A 13,986-nucleotide genomic window follows, 5' to 3' on the forward strand; every position below is an offset into this window, starting at 1 on the left:
TGCTCCTCAGTGGTCGGCGGGCTCGGGGACGGGGAACACCGGTCCCCAGGCGAAGGGCGGGTCGGGGATCTCGCGCCGCAGCACGGGGGCGACGGCGGACTGGAAGAGCGCGAGCGAATCGCGGTGCTGATGCTCCGTCAGTCCGCTCGCGTCCGCGTGCAGATGCACCACCGTGTGGCCGAGCCGTTCGTGGTAGCGGTGCACCTTCTCGATGACCTGCTGCGGGCTGCCGATCAGCGCGGAGCTGCGGGCCACGAAGTCGTCCAGGGTCTCGAAGACCACGGGCAGGCCCGTCTTCCGCTGGAACGCCAGGTTGCTCTCGAACACCGGCCGGTACGCGGCCAGCGCCTCCTGCGAGGTGCGGGCGACATGGAGACCGGCCGTGCCCGCGCCGACCGCGATGGCGGCCGGGTCGTGGCCGTAGTGCTCCCAGCGTTCGCGGTAGTGGCGGATCAACTCGGCGTACGGCTCGACGGGGTGGGTGACGTTCGCCGAGAAGAGCGGGTCGCCGTAGCGGGCGGCGAGGTCCACCGACTCCTTGCTGGTGGCGCTGCCGTGCCAGACCCGTACCGGCTGCTGGTACGGCCTCGGCCAGACCTCGGCGTCCTCCAGGCGCGGGCGGAAGCGGGTCGCCGCCGTCACCCGGTCCTGGCGCCAGATCTGGCGGAACACCTCGTAGCCCTCGGCGTTGCGCTCCCACTGGTCGTCGGGGGTGACGTGGAACAGGTCGCGCTGGGCGGTTCCGTTGCCCTTGCCGATGATCAACTCCAGCCGGCCGCCGGAGAGGTGGTCGAGGGTGGCGTAGTCCTCGTAGGCCCGCACCGGGTCCAGCAGGCTGAGCGTGGTCACCGCGGTGAACAGCCGGATGCGTTTCGTCAGCGCGGCGAGGTGGCTGAGGACGACCGGCGGCGAGGAGGAGATGAACGGGTACTCGTGCCGCTCCCCCACGCCGAACCCGTCGAAGCCCAGTTCCTCGGCCAGCAGGGCGTTGTCGACGACCTCGCGGAACCGCTCGTGCGTCGGCTTCAGCACCCCGGTGACGGGGTCCGGGCGGTGCACGATGAGCGTGATGGCGAGGAACCTCACGACGCCTCCCGCGCGCCGCGGGCGTCGTCGTCCGGGTGGGCGAGGCCGAGGTGGTCGCGCAGGGTGGTGCCCTCGTAGTCGGTGCGGAAGACGCCCTGTTCCTGGAGGAGCGGGACGACCCGGTCGGCGAAGGCGTCGAGGCCGGTCGGGGTGATGTGCGGAACGAGGATGAAGCCGTCGGCGGCGTCGGCCTGCACGAAGTCGTTGACGGTTTTGGCGACGGTCGTCGGGGAGCCGACGAAGTTCTGCCGGTTGCCGGTCTCGATGACCAGGTCGCGGATGGACCAGCCGTGGGCGGCGGCCCGTTCGCGCCACTCGCGGGCGGTGGCCAGCGGGTCGCGGTACATGCGCACCTGGGCGCGGCCCCTGGCGATGGTGTGCTCGCCGAGGTCCGGGTCGATGTCGGGCAGCGGGCCGTCGGGGTCGTACCCGGACAGGTCCCGGTTCCAGACGAACTCCAGGTGTTTGATCGCCGTTGCCCCGCTGACCTGCTGGCGGCGGACCTCGCGGGCGATCTCCTCCGCCTCGGCGTCGGTGTCGCCGAGGACGAAGCTCGCGGCGGGCAGGATCAGCAACTGGTCGGGGCGGCGGCCGTACTTCGCGAGGCGGCTCTTGACGTCCGTGTAGAAGGCCCGCCCCGCATCGAGGGCGGCGTACCGGCTGAAGATCGCGTCCGCGGTCGACGCGGCGAACTCGCGGCCCTCGTCGGAGTCACCGGCCTGGAAGATCACCGGACGGCCCTGGGGGGAGCGCGGGACGTTGAAGCGGCCCTCAATGTCGAAATGCTGCCCGTGGTGGGCGAAGGCGCCGGCCGCGGCGTCGCGCAGGAAGGCGCCGGTGGTCTGGTCGGCGAGGATCTCGTCGCCGACCCAGGAGTCGAAGAGCTCGCCGGTGGTGGCGAGGAACTCCTTGGCGCGGGAGTAGCGCTCCTCCTGCGGCAGGAAGCCGCCGCGGCGGAAGTTCTCGCCGGTGAAGGCGTCCCAGGAGGTGACGACGTTCCAGGCGGAGCGGCCGGCGGAGAGGTGGTCGAGGCTGGCGAACTGCCGGGCCACCTCGTAGGGCTCGTTGAAGGTGGAGTTGATGGTGCCGGTCAGTCCGAGGCGGTCGGTGACGGCGGCCAGCGCGGCGAGCACGGTGAAAGTGTCGGGGCGGCCCACGACGTCCAGGTCGTAGATCTCGCCGCCCTGTTCGCGCAGGCGCAGGCCCTCGGCGAGGAAGAGGAAGTCGAACTTGGCGCGTTCGGCGGTCTGGGCGAAGTGCGCGAAGGAGCTGAACTCGATGTGGCTGCCGGCCTTCGGGTCGCTCCACACGGTGGTGTTGTTGACACCGGGGAAGTGGGCGGCCAGGTGGATCTGCTTCAGGGGCTTGGTCATCGTCGGTCTCCCTCCCGCTCAGGCGGCGGCGTAGCGGTTGGCGGGGCGGGTCAGGCCGAGCAGCCCCCGCAGGGTGTCGGCCTCGTAGGCGTGCCGGAACGCCTCGCGGCGCTGCAGTTCGGGGACGAGACCCCGGGTGATCGCCGGGAGGTCGTGCCCGGCGACGGCGGGCCGCAGCCGGAACCCGGTCAGCCCGGCCGCCTGGAACTCCTGCAACAGATCGGCGAGTTGGGTCGGTGTCCCGGTGAAGACGCGGGCGTCGCCGGTGAACTCCTCGCCCGCGAGGGTGTCGAGGCGGTCGCGGCGGGCGGCGGCCTCGGCCGGGTCGTCGTCGAGAAAGACCAGCAGGTCGCCGAAGACGTGCAGCGGTTCGGCGGCGCGCCCGGCGGCCAGTTGTTCGGCGCGGATCTCGGCGACGATCGCGCGGGCCTGGCCGGCGTCGTGCGGGGTGACGAAGCCGACGTCGGTGGCGCGGGCCACCAGCCGGTAGGGGACCGTGTCGTGCGCGAGCGCCGTGACCAGCGGCTGGCCCTGGGGCGGACGCGGGGTGATGGAGGGGCCCTTGACGCTGAAGTGGCGCCCCTCGAAGTCGATGTAGTGCAGCTTGTCGCGGTCGATGAAGCGTCCGGTGGCCGCGTCCCGGATCTCCGCGTCGTCCTCCCAGCTGTCCCAGAGGCGGCGCACCACCTCGACGTGGTCGGCGGCCTCGTCGAAGAGGTCGGCCACCAGTTCCCGGGTGGCCGGGGCGTCGTAGGCCTCGATGCGGGGGATCGTGCGGCGGCCGAAGTGGGCGGCCTCGGTCGGCCGGGCGGTGATCTGGACGCGCAGGCCCGCCCGGCCGGTGCTCACGTAGTCGAGCGTGGCGATCGCCTTGGACAGGTGGAACGGCTCCGTGTGGGTGACCACCGCGGTCGGCACCAGGCCTATGTGGCGGGTGAGGGGGGCGATCCGGGAGGCGACGAGTACGGCGTCGAGGCGGCCCCGGACCTGGTCGGTGCGCTCGTCCGGGTCGAGGAAGTGCGAGGACTGCGGGCCCAGGCCGTCCTCGATCGTGACGAAGTCGAGCAGGCCGCGCTCGGCCTCGGCGACCAGGCCGGCCCAGTATCCGGCGGTGAACAGCTCACGGGGGCGGGCGGCCGGATCACGCCAGGAGGCGGGGTGCCAGCCGGTGCCGTCGAGGGCGACGGCGAGATGGAGGGAGGGCGAAGCAGCGGGAGTCGAGGACACGGGGGTGCCTTCCTGGAGGTCCGTACGAGAGAGCCGGCCGCACGCGACAGGGCGGGCCAGGCGGGGAACGGGTCAGGAGCAACAGAGCGCGCCGGCCACGCGCTGGAGGTCGATGTGCTGCCGGGAGTGGAGGTGCGCGGAACGCGGTGTGCCGATCACGTTCGTCCCTCCCTCGTCAGGGCGTGCTCACACGCGCGGTACGACTCGTCCTGGCTCACAACGCCTCGACCTCACCGGTTGTTCCCGGTGCGCGCACCGACAGGATGGTCGAGCGGCGGCGGAGGGTGAAGCCGAGGGACTCGTAGAGGCGGATCGCCGGGGTGTTGTCGGCGGCGGCGTGCAGGAAGGGGGTGTCGCCGCGGTCCCGGATGCCCGCGGCGACCGCGCGGATCAGCCGGGTGCCGAGGCCCCGGCCGCGGTGGTCCGGGTCGGTGCAGACCGCGCTGATCTCGGTCCAGCCGGGCAGCCGGAGCCGTTCGCCGGCCAGGGCGATCAGCCGACCCTGGTGCCGGATGCCGAGGTAGGTGCCGAGGGCGACGGTCCGTTTCAGGAACGGGCCCGGACGGGTACGGGCGACCAGGTCGAGGATCTCCGGCACGTCGGCGGGGCCGAGCCGGACCGCCTCCGGGGCGGCCTCGGTGAACAGCGTCTCGGTGGCGACGAGTTGGACGCCCACTCCCCCGCCGACGGTCTCCCAGCCGGCCGGGACCCCGTCGACCGGTTTGATCGTCACGGCGGTTCCGGGACCGACGAGGGTGCGCAGGTCGTCCCAGGCGGCCGGGTCCGTGGGGTCGGCGAGCGCGGCGAAGGCGTAGACGTCGGCCGGGTAGCGGGCGGCGCGCCCGAACCGTTCGGCGAGGTGGGCGTGGGGGCCGGTGAGCGCGGCCCAGACGGCGTTGTCGAGCGGGTGCGGGTGGGGCGGGCGGGCCACGGAGGCGGGGTCCTTCCTGCACGGATTCGGCCGAGCCGGCTCGGCTCGCGGGAGCGCGGGTCCTCCCCGCGCCGGTCAGGAGTCGGTCAGCGGCAGGCCGGGCGGGTCGATCTCGGACTTGGCGACGGCCTCGTTGGAGAGGTTCCAGGCGGCCAGCCACTTGGCGTACTGGCCGTTGTCGATGAGGTGGTTGATCGCGTCGGCGAGGGGCTTGGCGAGGCCGCTGTCCTTCTTGGCGGTCGCCGCGATCAGACCCTGGAGGGACGCGCCCGCGCCGGAGTACGTGCCCGCGTTGGCGGTCGGCGTGTTCGTGCTCGCCGTCTGGGTGACGTGGTAGGCGACGCTCGGGTTGGGGGCGAAGTAGACGTCGATCTTGCCGCTGTTGAGCGCAAGGTAGGTGCTGTTGGCGTCCTGGAAGTACTTGATGGTGAGCTTCTTCCCCTCGCTCTCCAGCTTCTTCTTCCACGCGATGAGGATGCGTTCCTGGTTGGTGCCCGCGCCGACCGAGACGGTCTTGCCCGCGAGGTTCGCGTAGTCGCCGTCGAACTTCCAGCCGGCGGACTTCAGCGTCTCGAAGGCGAGGTTGTCCTGGCGGTAGGAGGCGAACTCGTACTTCTTCTTGCGCTCCTCGGTGTCGGTGACGTTGGTGAAGGCGACGTCGACCTTGCCACTGTCGATGCCGACGAAGAGGTTCTCCCAGGTGAATCTCTTCACCTCCGGCTTCAGGCCGAGCACCGCGGCGACCAGGCGGGCGAGGTCGGGCTCGGAGCCGGTGAGGGTCTTCTGGTCGCTGCCGACGTACCCCAGCGGGGCGGAGCCCGAGGGCAGGGTGCCGCTGCCGATGACCAGGGTGCCGCTCTTGCGTACGGAGGCGGGCAGTTGGGCGCTGATGGACTTGACCTCGGAGACCTTGACGGTGGTCTCCTGGGCGGCGCCGTTGGAGACCCGGCCGAGGGTCACGCTGCCCGAGGCGGCGCTGTCGGTGGTGGTGGCGGCGTCGCTCTCGCCGCCGCAGGCGGCGAGTCCGGTGGCGAGGGTGGCCGCGGCGGTCGCCGCGGTGATGCCACGGAGGAGGCTGCGTCGGGTGAAGTGGGCAGGCATGGCCGTCCTTTGTCGCTGAGGGGCGGAAGCTGATGAGGCAGGACTGAGGAGACGCAGGGGTGGTGCTGTGTGGGGGGAAGCCGGGGCCGAGGCGGGGTCAGAGCACCTTGCTGAGGAAGTCCCGTGTGCGCTCGTGCCGGGGCTTGTCGAGCACTTCGGAGGGCGGTCCCTGTTCGACGATCTTTCCGCCGTCGATGAAGACGACCCGGTCGGCGATCTCGCGGGCGAAGCCGACCTCGTGGGTGACGATCACCAGCGTGGTGCCGCTGGTCGCCAGATCCTTGATGACGGCGAGGACCTCGCCCACGAGTTCGGGGTCGAGCGCGGAGGTCGGCTCGTCGAAGAGAATCACGCCGGGACGCAGGGCGAGGGCGCGGGCGATGGCCACGCGCTGCTGCTGGCCACCGGACAGCTGACGCGGATAGGCGCCGGCCTTGTCGGCGAGGCCTACCCGGTCGAGCAGTTCGCGGGCCAGTGCCTGGGCGGCGGCCTTGCCGAGCTTCCCGGTCGCCACCGGCGCGGCGGCGACGTTGTCCAGCACGGTCAGATGCGGAAAGAGGTTGAAGTTCTGGAAGACGAAGCCGATACGGCCGCGTTGGGCCAGGATCGCGCGCTCGCTCAGCTCGCGCAGCCGTCCGCCGTGCCGACGGACGCCGATCGGTTCGCCGTTGAGGCTGACGTGGCCGATCTCCGGCTTCTCCAGGTGGTTGATGACCCGCAGCAGGGTCGACTTGCCGGAGCCGGACGGGCCGAGGATCACGGTGACCTCCCCGGGCCGTACGGTCAGGTCGACTCCGTCCAGCACCCGGTGGGTGCCGTACCACTTGTGCACGTCGTGCACCTCGACGGCGGCGGGCGCGGCCTCGGCGGTGGTGAGCGTCTCGGTGGTCATACGGCGGTCTCCCTGCGCGCACGGTCACGAAGGTCCCGCAGGCCGGTGCGCAGCTTCTGCAGCGGGGTCGGCGGCAGGGAGCGCGTGGCGCCCCGGGCGTAGTACCGCTCGACGTAGAACTGGACGACGGACACGAGGCTCGTGAGGATCAGGTACCAGACGGTGACGACCAGGAGCAGCGGCACGATGTCACCGGGGTAGGTGGAGCCCATGCTCTGCGCGGAGCCGAACAGGTCGAGCAGCGAGACGTAGAAGACCAGTGAGGTGCTCTTGATCAGGCCGATCAGCTGGTTGACGTAGTTCGGGGTGATGGAGCGCAGTGCCTGTGGGAAGACGATCCTGCGGAACTGGTAGCCCTTGGGCAGGCCGAGGGCCGAGGCGGCCTCGTGCTGGCCCTGGTCGACGGAGAGGATGCCGCCGCGCACCACCTCGGCGGCGTAGGCGGCCTCGTTCAGGCTCAGGCCGATGACGGCGACCACCATGTCGGTGGCGAGCCGGGACTCGTCGAAGGAGAAGAAGGCGGGGCCGAAGGGGACTCCGACGCTCAACGTCCGGTACAGGGCGGAGAAGTTGTACAGGAACAGCAGCACCACGATGAGCGGGATGGAGCGCAGCGCCCAGACGTAGGTCCAGCTGGCGGCGCGCAGCACCGGGCTCTTCGAGAGTCTGGCGAGGGCCAGCAGGATGCCGCCGAGGAGGCCCAGCACCGCGCTGTAGGCGGCCACTTCGAGGGTGATCAGCAGTCCGTCGAGGATCGTCGGGCGCAGGAACCAGTAGCCGAAGCGGTCCCACTGGTAGAAGGGATTGGTCACCAGGCCGTGGACGAACTGGGCGATCAGGACCAGGGCGACCGCGGTGGCGATCCACCGTCCGGGCCTGCGCAGTGACTGAACACGCTGTGCGGTGAGCTTTTCTGACGGAGTGTCGGTAATGGGTGCGGCGGCGAGGGTGACGGCGCCTGGGGGTTCGCTCATGAAGGGCTCCGGCGGGAGTCGGACACCCCGGTTCACGGCCGGCGTGGGCCTGCTCACGGCCGCGGCAGGGTGGCGGGAGCCACTCCGGGAGGCGTACGCGGGCACGGCGCACGGATGCGTGCGAAGAACCGGGGCGAGGCGGACAACGGCACACCGCGCGGGCGGTGTTCGTCAGGAACGCGAGGTCGGGGCGGTGTGCGGAGTCAGCCCCGACAGCGGGCACGGCCCGGTGCGGTACACAGTGCGCTGTTCACGCGGAGCAGGTCGACGGCGCGGTCGACGACGAGTGGGCGGGCGTACGGCCGTACGCAGCCCTGGGCACGGCGGGCGGCCGTCCTCACAGCTGCGTACATGTCCGTCACCGTCACTCTTCCGGCCCGTGGGGCCTCGCGCTTACCGAAACGTCATCCGGTCCGGTCGTCACCTGGGGCACCCCACCGCGGTGCGAGGGTTGCCGGTCAGCAAGCCAGGGCTTGTCGCTGACGCTCATGACCGATCTGGTCCGTATGTTAGGTCAGTCGCCCGAACGTATGTCAACGCCCGTCCACTTGGCGGACCGGTTCACGGCCGGTCGACCTGCGGCCGGGTGCCGCCGTGGCCCGCCGCGTGGGCGGCCCAGTCCAGGATCTGGACGGCCGATCCGGCGGCCTCCAGGCCGCGGCAGTGGGCGTGGTGGCGGCGGGCGATGCCGTCGAGGTCGAGGTGGGCGCCGAAGGCCGGGTGGGCGGCCAGGCGCCGGGCGTAGGCCCACAGGGCCGGGTGGCCGACGAGGCGGTGCACGGCGGCGGCGTCCAGGTGGTGCCGGTGCACGGTGTCCAGCCTGACCAGCGTCACCCACAACTCGACGTCGGCGGCGGTGAGTTCGTCGCCGACGAGCCAGGGCCGGCCGGAGAGGCGGCGGTCCAGCGTACCGAGCGCGCCGAGCAGGAGGTCGAGGGCGTCGGCACGCTCGGCCGCCCCGGCGTCGGCCTGTCCGGCGCGCTGCGCGGCCTCGTCGATCCCCTGCGCGCACAGCCGTCGCACGGTCTCGGTCTCCGCCTCGGTACCGCACGGGTACAGCGCGGGACGGCCGCCGCCGAAACCGCGCGCCAGGTCGCGCATGATGTCCGGGGCGTGGGTGCTGACGATCCGCCCCGACCAGCTGTCGCTGAGCACGGGCGCGAGGGCCGGTCCGGTGTAGTGGTGGGCGCTCGCCTCGTACAGCGGGCGCAGTGTGGCGTGGCCGCCGTCGGGACAGTCGGGGACCGCCGGCAGAAGCGTCACCGGACAGTCCTCGGCGAGGCCGAGCAGGCTGTGGGTGACGGCGATGCGCAGGCCGTCGGGACAGGCGGTGGACAGGTGCAGACGGTAGCGGCGGGGCACGGCGTAGTGCCCGCTGCGCGCGTCCCGGCCGATGCGGCCCCGGAAGGCGCGGGTGGACGGTACGGACCGGGCGGACGACACGGTGGCCTGAGGTGTGACGGACATGGCTCTCCCCTGGAGCGGGCGCGTGGACGTGGGCGCGGCGGAAGCGACGTCGGACGGGGAACGGGGTGCTCACCGGTACGGCCGGCGCGGGCCTCCTCGGCCGGGCGCCGTGGGTACGCCGGTGGTGGCCCGGCTCAGGTCAGGGGGCTGATGGCGCTGCACACCCGTTGCAGATCGATGTGCCGGCGGGAGGTCAGCAGAGGCGAACGGCCCACTCGCGCGGTGACCGGCCCAAGGCGCCTCATGTTTCCCTACCTGTTCACTAGGATTCCCCACTGGAGTGTCGATCCGCCCCGGGCCGCCGTCAAGAGGGTGTCCACGCAGCGGTCGGGAATCATCCGCGAGACCCCGCCGGTCCGCGTGCCGGGGCGCCTCGCCCGCGCCTCCGCCGTGGGGTCCGGGCCGCCGCGCGGAAAACGTCACGAAGCGGCGGCCCGGCGGGTGTTCAGCTGTCGTAGTCGACCGTCAGCTTCTCCGAGACCGGGAACGACTGGCACGTCAGGACGTAACCCGCGTCGATCTCGGCGCGCTCCAGCGCGAAGTTGCGGCGCATGTCCGCCTCGCCCTCGGTGACCAGCGCACGGCAGGTGCCGCACACCCCGCCCTTGCAGGCGAAGGGGAGGTCGGGGCGGGTCCGCTGGGCGCCGTCGAGGAGGGACCGCTCACGGGAGAGGGCGGAGGTGGTGGAGCGGCCGTCGAGGGTGATGGTGACCTGGCTGACCGGGCCGGACTCGATGGCGTCCTCGTGGTGGCGCACCTCGCGCACCGGTTCGTCGTCGGCGTAGAACAGCTCCTGGTGGACGCGGTCGCCGGGCACGCCGAGGCCGGCCAGCACCCGCTGGGCGTCGCGGACCATGCCGTGCGGGCCGCACAGCCACCAGTGGTCGGCGCCCGGCACGTCGACGAGCGCGCCGACCAGGGCGGTGAGCCGCTCGGCGTCGAGCCGCCCGGAGAGCACCTCGGCCTCGCGGGGCTCGCGGGAGAGCACGTGGGCGAGCTGGAAGCGGGTCGGGTACAGATCCTTGAGGTCCGCCAGTTCGTCGGCGAACATCACCGTGTCGGTGCGCCGGTTGCCGTAGAAGAGGGTGACCCGCGAACGGGAGTCGGCGGCCAGGACGGACTCGGCGATGGACACCATGGGCGTGACGCCGGAACCCGCCGCGACCAGGACGTGGTGACCGGGCTCGGTGAGGTCGGGGGTGAACGCGCCCGTGGGAGCCATCACCTCGACCGTGTCACCGGGCCGCACCTCGCCGACCAGCCAGGAGGAGAACAGCCCGCCGGGCACCACGCGCACACCGATGCGCGGCACCGATCCGGCCGGGGAGCAGATCGAGTACGAGCGGCGCTCGTCCCGCCCGTCGATCTCGCGCCGCAGGGTGAGCGACTGGCCGGGCGCGAAGGCGAACTCGGCGGCCAGTTCGTCGGGGATCTCGAAACTGACGGCGGCGGCGTCCGCGCACAAGGGCTGGACGGCGGCGACCCGCAGCGCGTGGAAGGCCGGCCGGCGGCGCGGGCTCGGACGTACGGCCGAGGCGGGGGCGGTCGGGGCCATCAGATCTCCTTGACGTACTCGAACGGCTCGCGGCAGGCGAGGCAGCGCCACAGCGCCTTGCAGGACGTGGCGGAGAACCGGGAGGTCTCCTCGGTGTCTAGCGCGCCGCAGCGGGGGCAGGGCACCGCCGTGCGCCGGGTGGCCAGGAGCACCAGGGGCACCGGGCCGGCGGCACGCCGGGGGGCCGCGCCGGGCGGGGCGATGCCGTGCTCGGCGAGCCTGCGGCGCCCTTCGGGGGTGATCCAGTCGGTCGTCCAGGGCGGGTCGAGGACGGTGCGGATCTCCACGCGCGGGTAGCCCGCGGCACGCAGCCGGGCCGCCACGTCCGCGCGCATCTCGGCCATGGCCGGGCAGCCCGAGTAGGTCGGCGTGAGGCTGGCGACCACGGTCCCGTCCGGGCCGACCTCGACGTCCCGCAGCACCCCGAGGTCGGCCAGGGTCAGCATGGGCAGCTCGGGGTCCGGGACCTGCGCGGCGATACGGCGGGCCCGCCGGGCGTCGCCGAGCACGGCGGGCCCGGTCACCATGTCGCCCCCGGGTACGCGCGTGCGACGCTCTGCAACTCGGCCAGCAGGGGCGCGAGATGCTCGGTGCGGTCGCCGTCGCGGCCCGCGCCGGACAGCGCCGGGACCTCGGGCAGGGGAAGTCCGGCCGCGTCGAGCACCTGGCCGAGCACCGCCGTCACCTCGTCGCGTACGCCGGCCGCGTCGATGCCGAACCACGGTGCGGCGGCGAGCAGTTCGTCCAGGTGAGGGAGGACATCGACGAGGGCGGCGCGCATCCTGCGGTGCGACTCGTCCGTGCCGTCGCCGAGGCGCACGGCCCAGTCGGCGGCGTACTGCCGGTGGTAGGTCAGCTCCTTGACGCCCTTCGCCGCGATCGCCGCGAGCACGGGGTCGGGGGCCGTGGCGAGCCGCTCGAACAGGGCGAGGCGCCAGGCGGACAGCACCAGCAGCCGCACGATCGAGAACGCGAAGTCCCCGTTGGGGAGTTCGGCCAAGCGTACGTTGTGGAAGGCGTCGGCGTCACGGAAGTACGCGTAGGCGTCCTCGCCGCGGCCGCTGCCGTCGACCTGGCCGCAGCGCGCGTACAGCAGGCGGGTCTGGCCGAGGAGGTCGAGGCCGATGTTGGCCAGCGCCACCTCCTCCTCCAGTTCGGGGGCGCGGGTGGTCCACTCGGCGAGCCGCTGCGCGGACACCAGGGCGTCGTCGCCGAGCGCGAGGCAGCAGGCCGCCAGCTCGGCGACGTCCACGCCGGCGGGCACGGTGGTGTCCACACCGTGCAGCGGGTCCTCGAACCCGGTGCCGAACGCCCAGCGGGCGTCGTCCCCGTGGTCCTCGGCGAGGCTCAGGTAGACGTGGTCGTCGCTCATGCCCTGCTCCTCAGATGTGCGGGACGTCGTCGGGGATGTCGTAGAAGGTCGGGTGGCGGTAGACCTTGTCCGCGCTGGGGGCGAAGAACGGGTCCTTCTCGTCGCGGCTGGACGCGGCGATGTGCTCCGAGCGCACCACCCAGATGCTCACGCCTTCGTTGCGCCGCGTGTAGAGGTCGCGGGCGTGGGTGAGGGCCATCTCGTCGTCGGCCGCGTGCAGCGAGCCGACGTGCACGTGGTTGAGGCCCCGCTTGCCGCGCACGAACACCTCGTACAGAGGCCAGTCCTGCTGTGTCATGCCCTCGCACCTTCCTGCGCCCGCTCGCTCCGCCTGGCCGCGTGGGCGGTGGCCGCCTCGCGCACCCAGGCACCCTCGTCGTGTGCGTCCCGGCGACGCGCCACGCGTTCCTCGTTGCACGGTCCCTCGCCCTTGATCACACGCATCAGCTCGTCCCAGTCCGGGGTGCCGAAGTCGTGACGCCCGCGCTCCTCGTTCCAGCGCAGCTCGGGGTCGGGCAGGCTCACGCCGAGCTTGTCGGCCTGCGGGACGGTCATGTCGACGAACCGCTGACGCAGCTCGTCGTTGCTGTGCCGCTTGATCTTCCAGGCCATGGACTGCGCCGAGTTGGGCGAGGCGTCGTCGGGCGGCCCGAACATCATCAGGGACGGCCACCACCAGCGGTTCACCGCGTCCTGGACCAGCTCACGCTGGGCCTCGGTGCCGCGCATCATGGTCAGCAGCAGCTCGTAGCCCTGCCGCTGATGGAAGGACTCCTCCTTGCAGATCCGCACCATCGCGCGCGCGTAGGGCCCGTACGAGCTGCGGCACAGCGGTACCTGGTTGCAGATCGCGGCGCCGTCCACGAACCAGCCGATCACGCCGACGTCGGCGAAGCTCAGCGTCGGGTAGTTGAAGATCGACGAGTACTTCTGCCGGCCCTCGACCAGCTTGCGGGTCAGGTCCGCGCGGTCGGCGCCCAGGGTCTCGGCGGCCGAGTACAGGTACAGCCCGTGACCGGCCTCGTCCTGGACCTTGGCGAACAGGATGGCCTTGCGGCGCAGCGACGGCGCCCGCGTGATCCACTCCCCCTCCGGCTGCATGCCGATGATCTCGGAGTGCGCGTGCTGCGCGATCTGGCGGATCAGCGTCCGGCGGTAGCCGTCCGGCATCCAGTCCCGGGGCTCGATCCGCTGGTCGTGCGCGATGGTCGCGTCGAAGTGCTCCTGGAGGCCCTGGAGGGAGGGCGTGGACTCTGTCGTGGTCATCGATACCAGCTTCCCAACCGACCATTCGTTCGGTTCCAGTGTGCCGGGTCGTCACCGGCCGGGCAAGACCTTGACAGCCGATGCCGGTGCTGGATTACTTTGGCGGAGCGCACGCTAACCGAATGTTCGGTCGGTTCACAAGGCGGTGAGTACGTGACGCAGGCCCGTGACACGGAGCCCGGTCCGACGCGGGAGATGTTCGCCGCGGACGAGGCCGCCCGGCAGCTGGGCATCGAGCTCGTCGAGCACGGCGCCGGGACGGCCGTCCTGCGGATGACGGTGACCCCGGCGATGGTCAACGGGCACCGGATCGCCCACGGCGGCTGTGTGTTCCTGCTCGCCGACACGGCCTTCGCCTGCGCCTGCAACAGCCATGGGCCCGTGACCGTCGCCGCCGGAGCCGACATCGACTTCGTCGCCCCCGCGTACGAGGGTGACGTCCTCGTCGCGACGGCGACGGAACGCACCCGCTTCGGCCGCAGCGGCCTCTACGACGTGAGCGTGCTGCGCGGCGACGAGGTGATCGCGGAGTTCCGCGGACGCAGCCGCACGGTGGGCGGGGCGCGGGCGGTTCAGGAGGGTGCAGCGAAGGTTCAGGACGGTGCGCAGGCGGTTCACGACGGCCCGCGGACGGTTCGAGGTGACGCGGCGACGGTTCGAAGTGATGGGCCGGCGGTTCGAGGCGATGCGTCGGCGGTCCGAAGTGGTGGGCCGACGGTTCGAAGCGATGCGCCGGCGGTTC

General features: G+C 72.1%; 15 protein-coding genes, 1 pseudogene and 1 riboswitch. Of the genes and pseudogenes, 1 reads left to right on the forward strand and 15 read right to left on the reverse strand.

What is annotated here, in order from left to right:
• Positions 1-6 precede the first annotated feature (6 nt).
• The 15 genes from ACWCQK_RS00895 to paaA all read right to left on the reverse strand — a co-directional run bounded on the left by ACWCQK_RS00895 (position 7) and on the right by paaA (position 13,244).
• Entirely contained in the window at positions 7-1,086 is a 1,080-nt protein-coding gene (locus ACWCQK_RS00895; RefSeq protein ID WP_451150416.1) for an LLM class flavin-dependent oxidoreductase, read from the reverse strand.
• Positions 1,083-2,459: an NtaA/DmoA family FMN-dependent monooxygenase gene (locus tag ACWCQK_RS00900; RefSeq protein WP_451150418.1), complete on the reverse strand. Its 1,377-nt coding sequence runs from the start codon at positions 2,457-2,459 to the stop codon at positions 1,083-1,085. The genes ACWCQK_RS00895 and ACWCQK_RS00900 overlap by 4 nt, the downstream gene beginning before the upstream one ends.
• Before the next feature lie 18 nt (positions 2,460-2,477).
• Positions 2,478-3,686 carry an LLM class flavin-dependent oxidoreductase gene (locus ACWCQK_RS00905; RefSeq protein WP_451150420.1) on the reverse strand — a complete coding sequence of 403 codons (1,209 nt, stop codon included), beginning with the start codon at positions 3,684-3,686 and terminating at the stop codon, positions 2,478-2,480.
• A gap of 72 nt (positions 3,687-3,758) precedes the next feature.
• Positions 3,759-3,845, reverse strand: a complete 87-nt coding sequence (locus ACWCQK_RS00910; RefSeq protein WP_451151754.1) for a putative leader peptide — start codon at positions 3,843-3,845, stop codon at positions 3,759-3,761.
• A 55-nt stretch (positions 3,846-3,900) separates the two neighbouring features.
• Positions 3,901-4,617: a GNAT family N-acetyltransferase gene (locus ACWCQK_RS00915; RefSeq protein ID WP_451150422.1), complete on the reverse strand. Its 717-nt coding sequence runs from the start codon at positions 4,615-4,617 to the stop codon at positions 3,901-3,903.
• 75 nt (positions 4,618-4,692) lie between these two features.
• Positions 4,693-5,718, reverse strand: a complete 1,026-nt coding sequence (locus ACWCQK_RS00920) for a transporter substrate-binding domain-containing protein (protein ID WP_451150424.1) — start codon at positions 5,716-5,718, stop codon at positions 4,693-4,695.
• 97 nt (positions 5,719-5,815) lie between these two features.
• The gene (locus ACWCQK_RS00925; protein ID WP_451150426.1) at positions 5,816-6,610 is read right to left on the reverse strand and encodes an amino acid ABC transporter ATP-binding protein; all 795 of its coding nucleotides are present in this window, start codon (positions 6,608-6,610) and stop codon (positions 5,816-5,818) included.
• Positions 6,607-7,584: an amino acid ABC transporter permease gene (locus ACWCQK_RS00930; RefSeq protein ID WP_451150428.1), complete on the reverse strand. Its 978-nt coding sequence runs from the start codon at positions 7,582-7,584 to the stop codon at positions 6,607-6,609. Before ACWCQK_RS00930 ends, ACWCQK_RS00925 begins: the two co-directional genes overlap by 4 nt.
• 384 nt (positions 7,585-7,968) lie before the next feature.
• Positions 7,969-8,078, reverse strand: a riboswitch (SAM riboswitch).
• Positions 8,079-8,145: 67 nt separating this feature from the next.
• Positions 8,146-9,051 (reverse strand): glutathione S-transferase C-terminal domain-containing protein, encoded by a 906-nt coding sequence (locus tag ACWCQK_RS00935; protein ID WP_451150430.1) that lies wholly within the window; start codon positions 9,049-9,051, stop codon positions 8,146-8,148.
• A 134-nt stretch (positions 9,052-9,185) separates the two neighbouring features.
• A complete protein-coding gene (locus ACWCQK_RS00940; RefSeq protein WP_451150432.1) occupies positions 9,186-9,296 on the reverse strand; it encodes a putative leader peptide in 111 nt (36 codons plus the stop codon).
• Positions 9,297-9,496: 200 nt separating this feature from the next.
• A complete protein-coding gene (gene paaE, locus ACWCQK_RS00945; RefSeq protein WP_451150434.1) occupies positions 9,497-10,606 on the reverse strand; it encodes a 1,2-phenylacetyl-CoA epoxidase subunit PaaE in 1,110 nt (369 codons plus the stop codon).
• Entirely contained in the window at positions 10,606-11,133 is a 528-nt protein-coding gene (paaD, locus tag ACWCQK_RS00950) for a 1,2-phenylacetyl-CoA epoxidase subunit PaaD (RefSeq protein WP_451150436.1), read from the reverse strand. The genes paaE and paaD overlap by 1 nt, the downstream gene beginning before the upstream one ends.
• Positions 11,127-11,978 carry a 1,2-phenylacetyl-CoA epoxidase subunit PaaC gene (paaC, locus tag ACWCQK_RS00955; protein ID WP_451150438.1) on the reverse strand — a complete coding sequence of 284 codons (852 nt, stop codon included), beginning with the start codon at positions 11,976-11,978 and terminating at the stop codon, positions 11,127-11,129. Before paaC ends, paaD begins: the two co-directional genes overlap by 7 nt.
• A gap of 10 nt (positions 11,979-11,988) precedes the next feature.
• Entirely contained in the window at positions 11,989-12,276 is a 288-nt protein-coding gene (paaB, locus tag ACWCQK_RS00960) for a 1,2-phenylacetyl-CoA epoxidase subunit PaaB (RefSeq protein WP_385774426.1), read from the reverse strand.
• Complete coding sequence (gene paaA, locus ACWCQK_RS00965; protein WP_451150441.1) at positions 12,273-13,244, reverse strand: 1,2-phenylacetyl-CoA epoxidase subunit PaaA; 972 nt, start codon at positions 13,242-13,244, stop codon at positions 12,273-12,275. Before paaA ends, paaB begins: the two co-directional genes overlap by 4 nt.
• A 195-nt stretch (positions 13,245-13,439) precedes the next feature.
• On the opposite strand from paaA, the pseudogene paaI reads away from it, so the two are divergent.
• Positions 13,440-13,811: pseudogene (gene paaI, locus ACWCQK_RS00970) on the forward strand (hydroxyphenylacetyl-CoA thioesterase PaaI); the annotation flags it as partial.
• Between the last annotated feature and the right edge of the window lie 175 nt (positions 13,812-13,986).

It is taken from the genome of Streptomyces sp. NPDC002306 (assembly GCF_053593435.1).

Bases quoted from the DNA above. Each gene is read 5' to 3' on its own strand.
- ACWCQK_RS00900 (WP_451150418.1), bottom strand. From the start codon at position 2,459: ATGACCAAGCCCCTGAAGCAGATCCACCTGGCCGCCCACTTCCCCGGT.
- ACWCQK_RS00920 (WP_451150424.1), bottom strand. From the start codon at position 5,718: ATGCCTGCCCACTTCACCCGACGCAGCCTCCTCCGTGGCATCACCGCG.
- ACWCQK_RS00925 (WP_451150426.1), bottom strand. From the start codon at position 6,610: ATGACCACCGAGACGCTCACCACCGCCGAGGCCGCGCCCGCCGCCGTC.
- ACWCQK_RS00930 (WP_451150428.1), bottom strand. From the start codon at position 7,584: ATGAGCGAACCCCCAGGCGCCGTCACCCTCGCCGCCGCACCCATTACC.
- ACWCQK_RS00935 (WP_451150430.1), bottom strand. From the start codon at position 9,051: ATGTCCGTCACACCTCAGGCCACCGTGTCGTCCGCCCGGTCCGTACCG.
- ACWCQK_RS00940 (WP_451150432.1), bottom strand. From the start codon at position 9,296: ATGAGGCGCCTTGGGCCGGTCACCGCGCGAGTGGGCCGTTCGCCTCTG.
- paaE (WP_451150434.1), bottom strand. From the start codon at position 10,606: ATGGCCCCGACCGCCCCCGCCTCGGCCGTACGTCCGAGCCCGCGCCGC.
- paaD (WP_451150436.1), bottom strand. From the start codon at position 11,133: ATGGTGACCGGGCCCGCCGTGCTCGGCGACGCCCGGCGGGCCCGCCGT.
- paaC (WP_451150438.1), bottom strand. From the start codon at position 11,978: ATGAGCGACGACCACGTCTACCTGAGCCTCGCCGAGGACCACGGGGAC.
- paaB (WP_385774426.1), bottom strand. From the start codon at position 12,276: ATGACACAGCAGGACTGGCCTCTGTACGAGGTGTTCGTGCGCGGCAAG.
- paaA (WP_451150441.1), bottom strand. From the start codon at position 13,244: ATGACCACGACAGAGTCCACGCCCTCCCTCCAGGGCCTCCAGGAGCAC.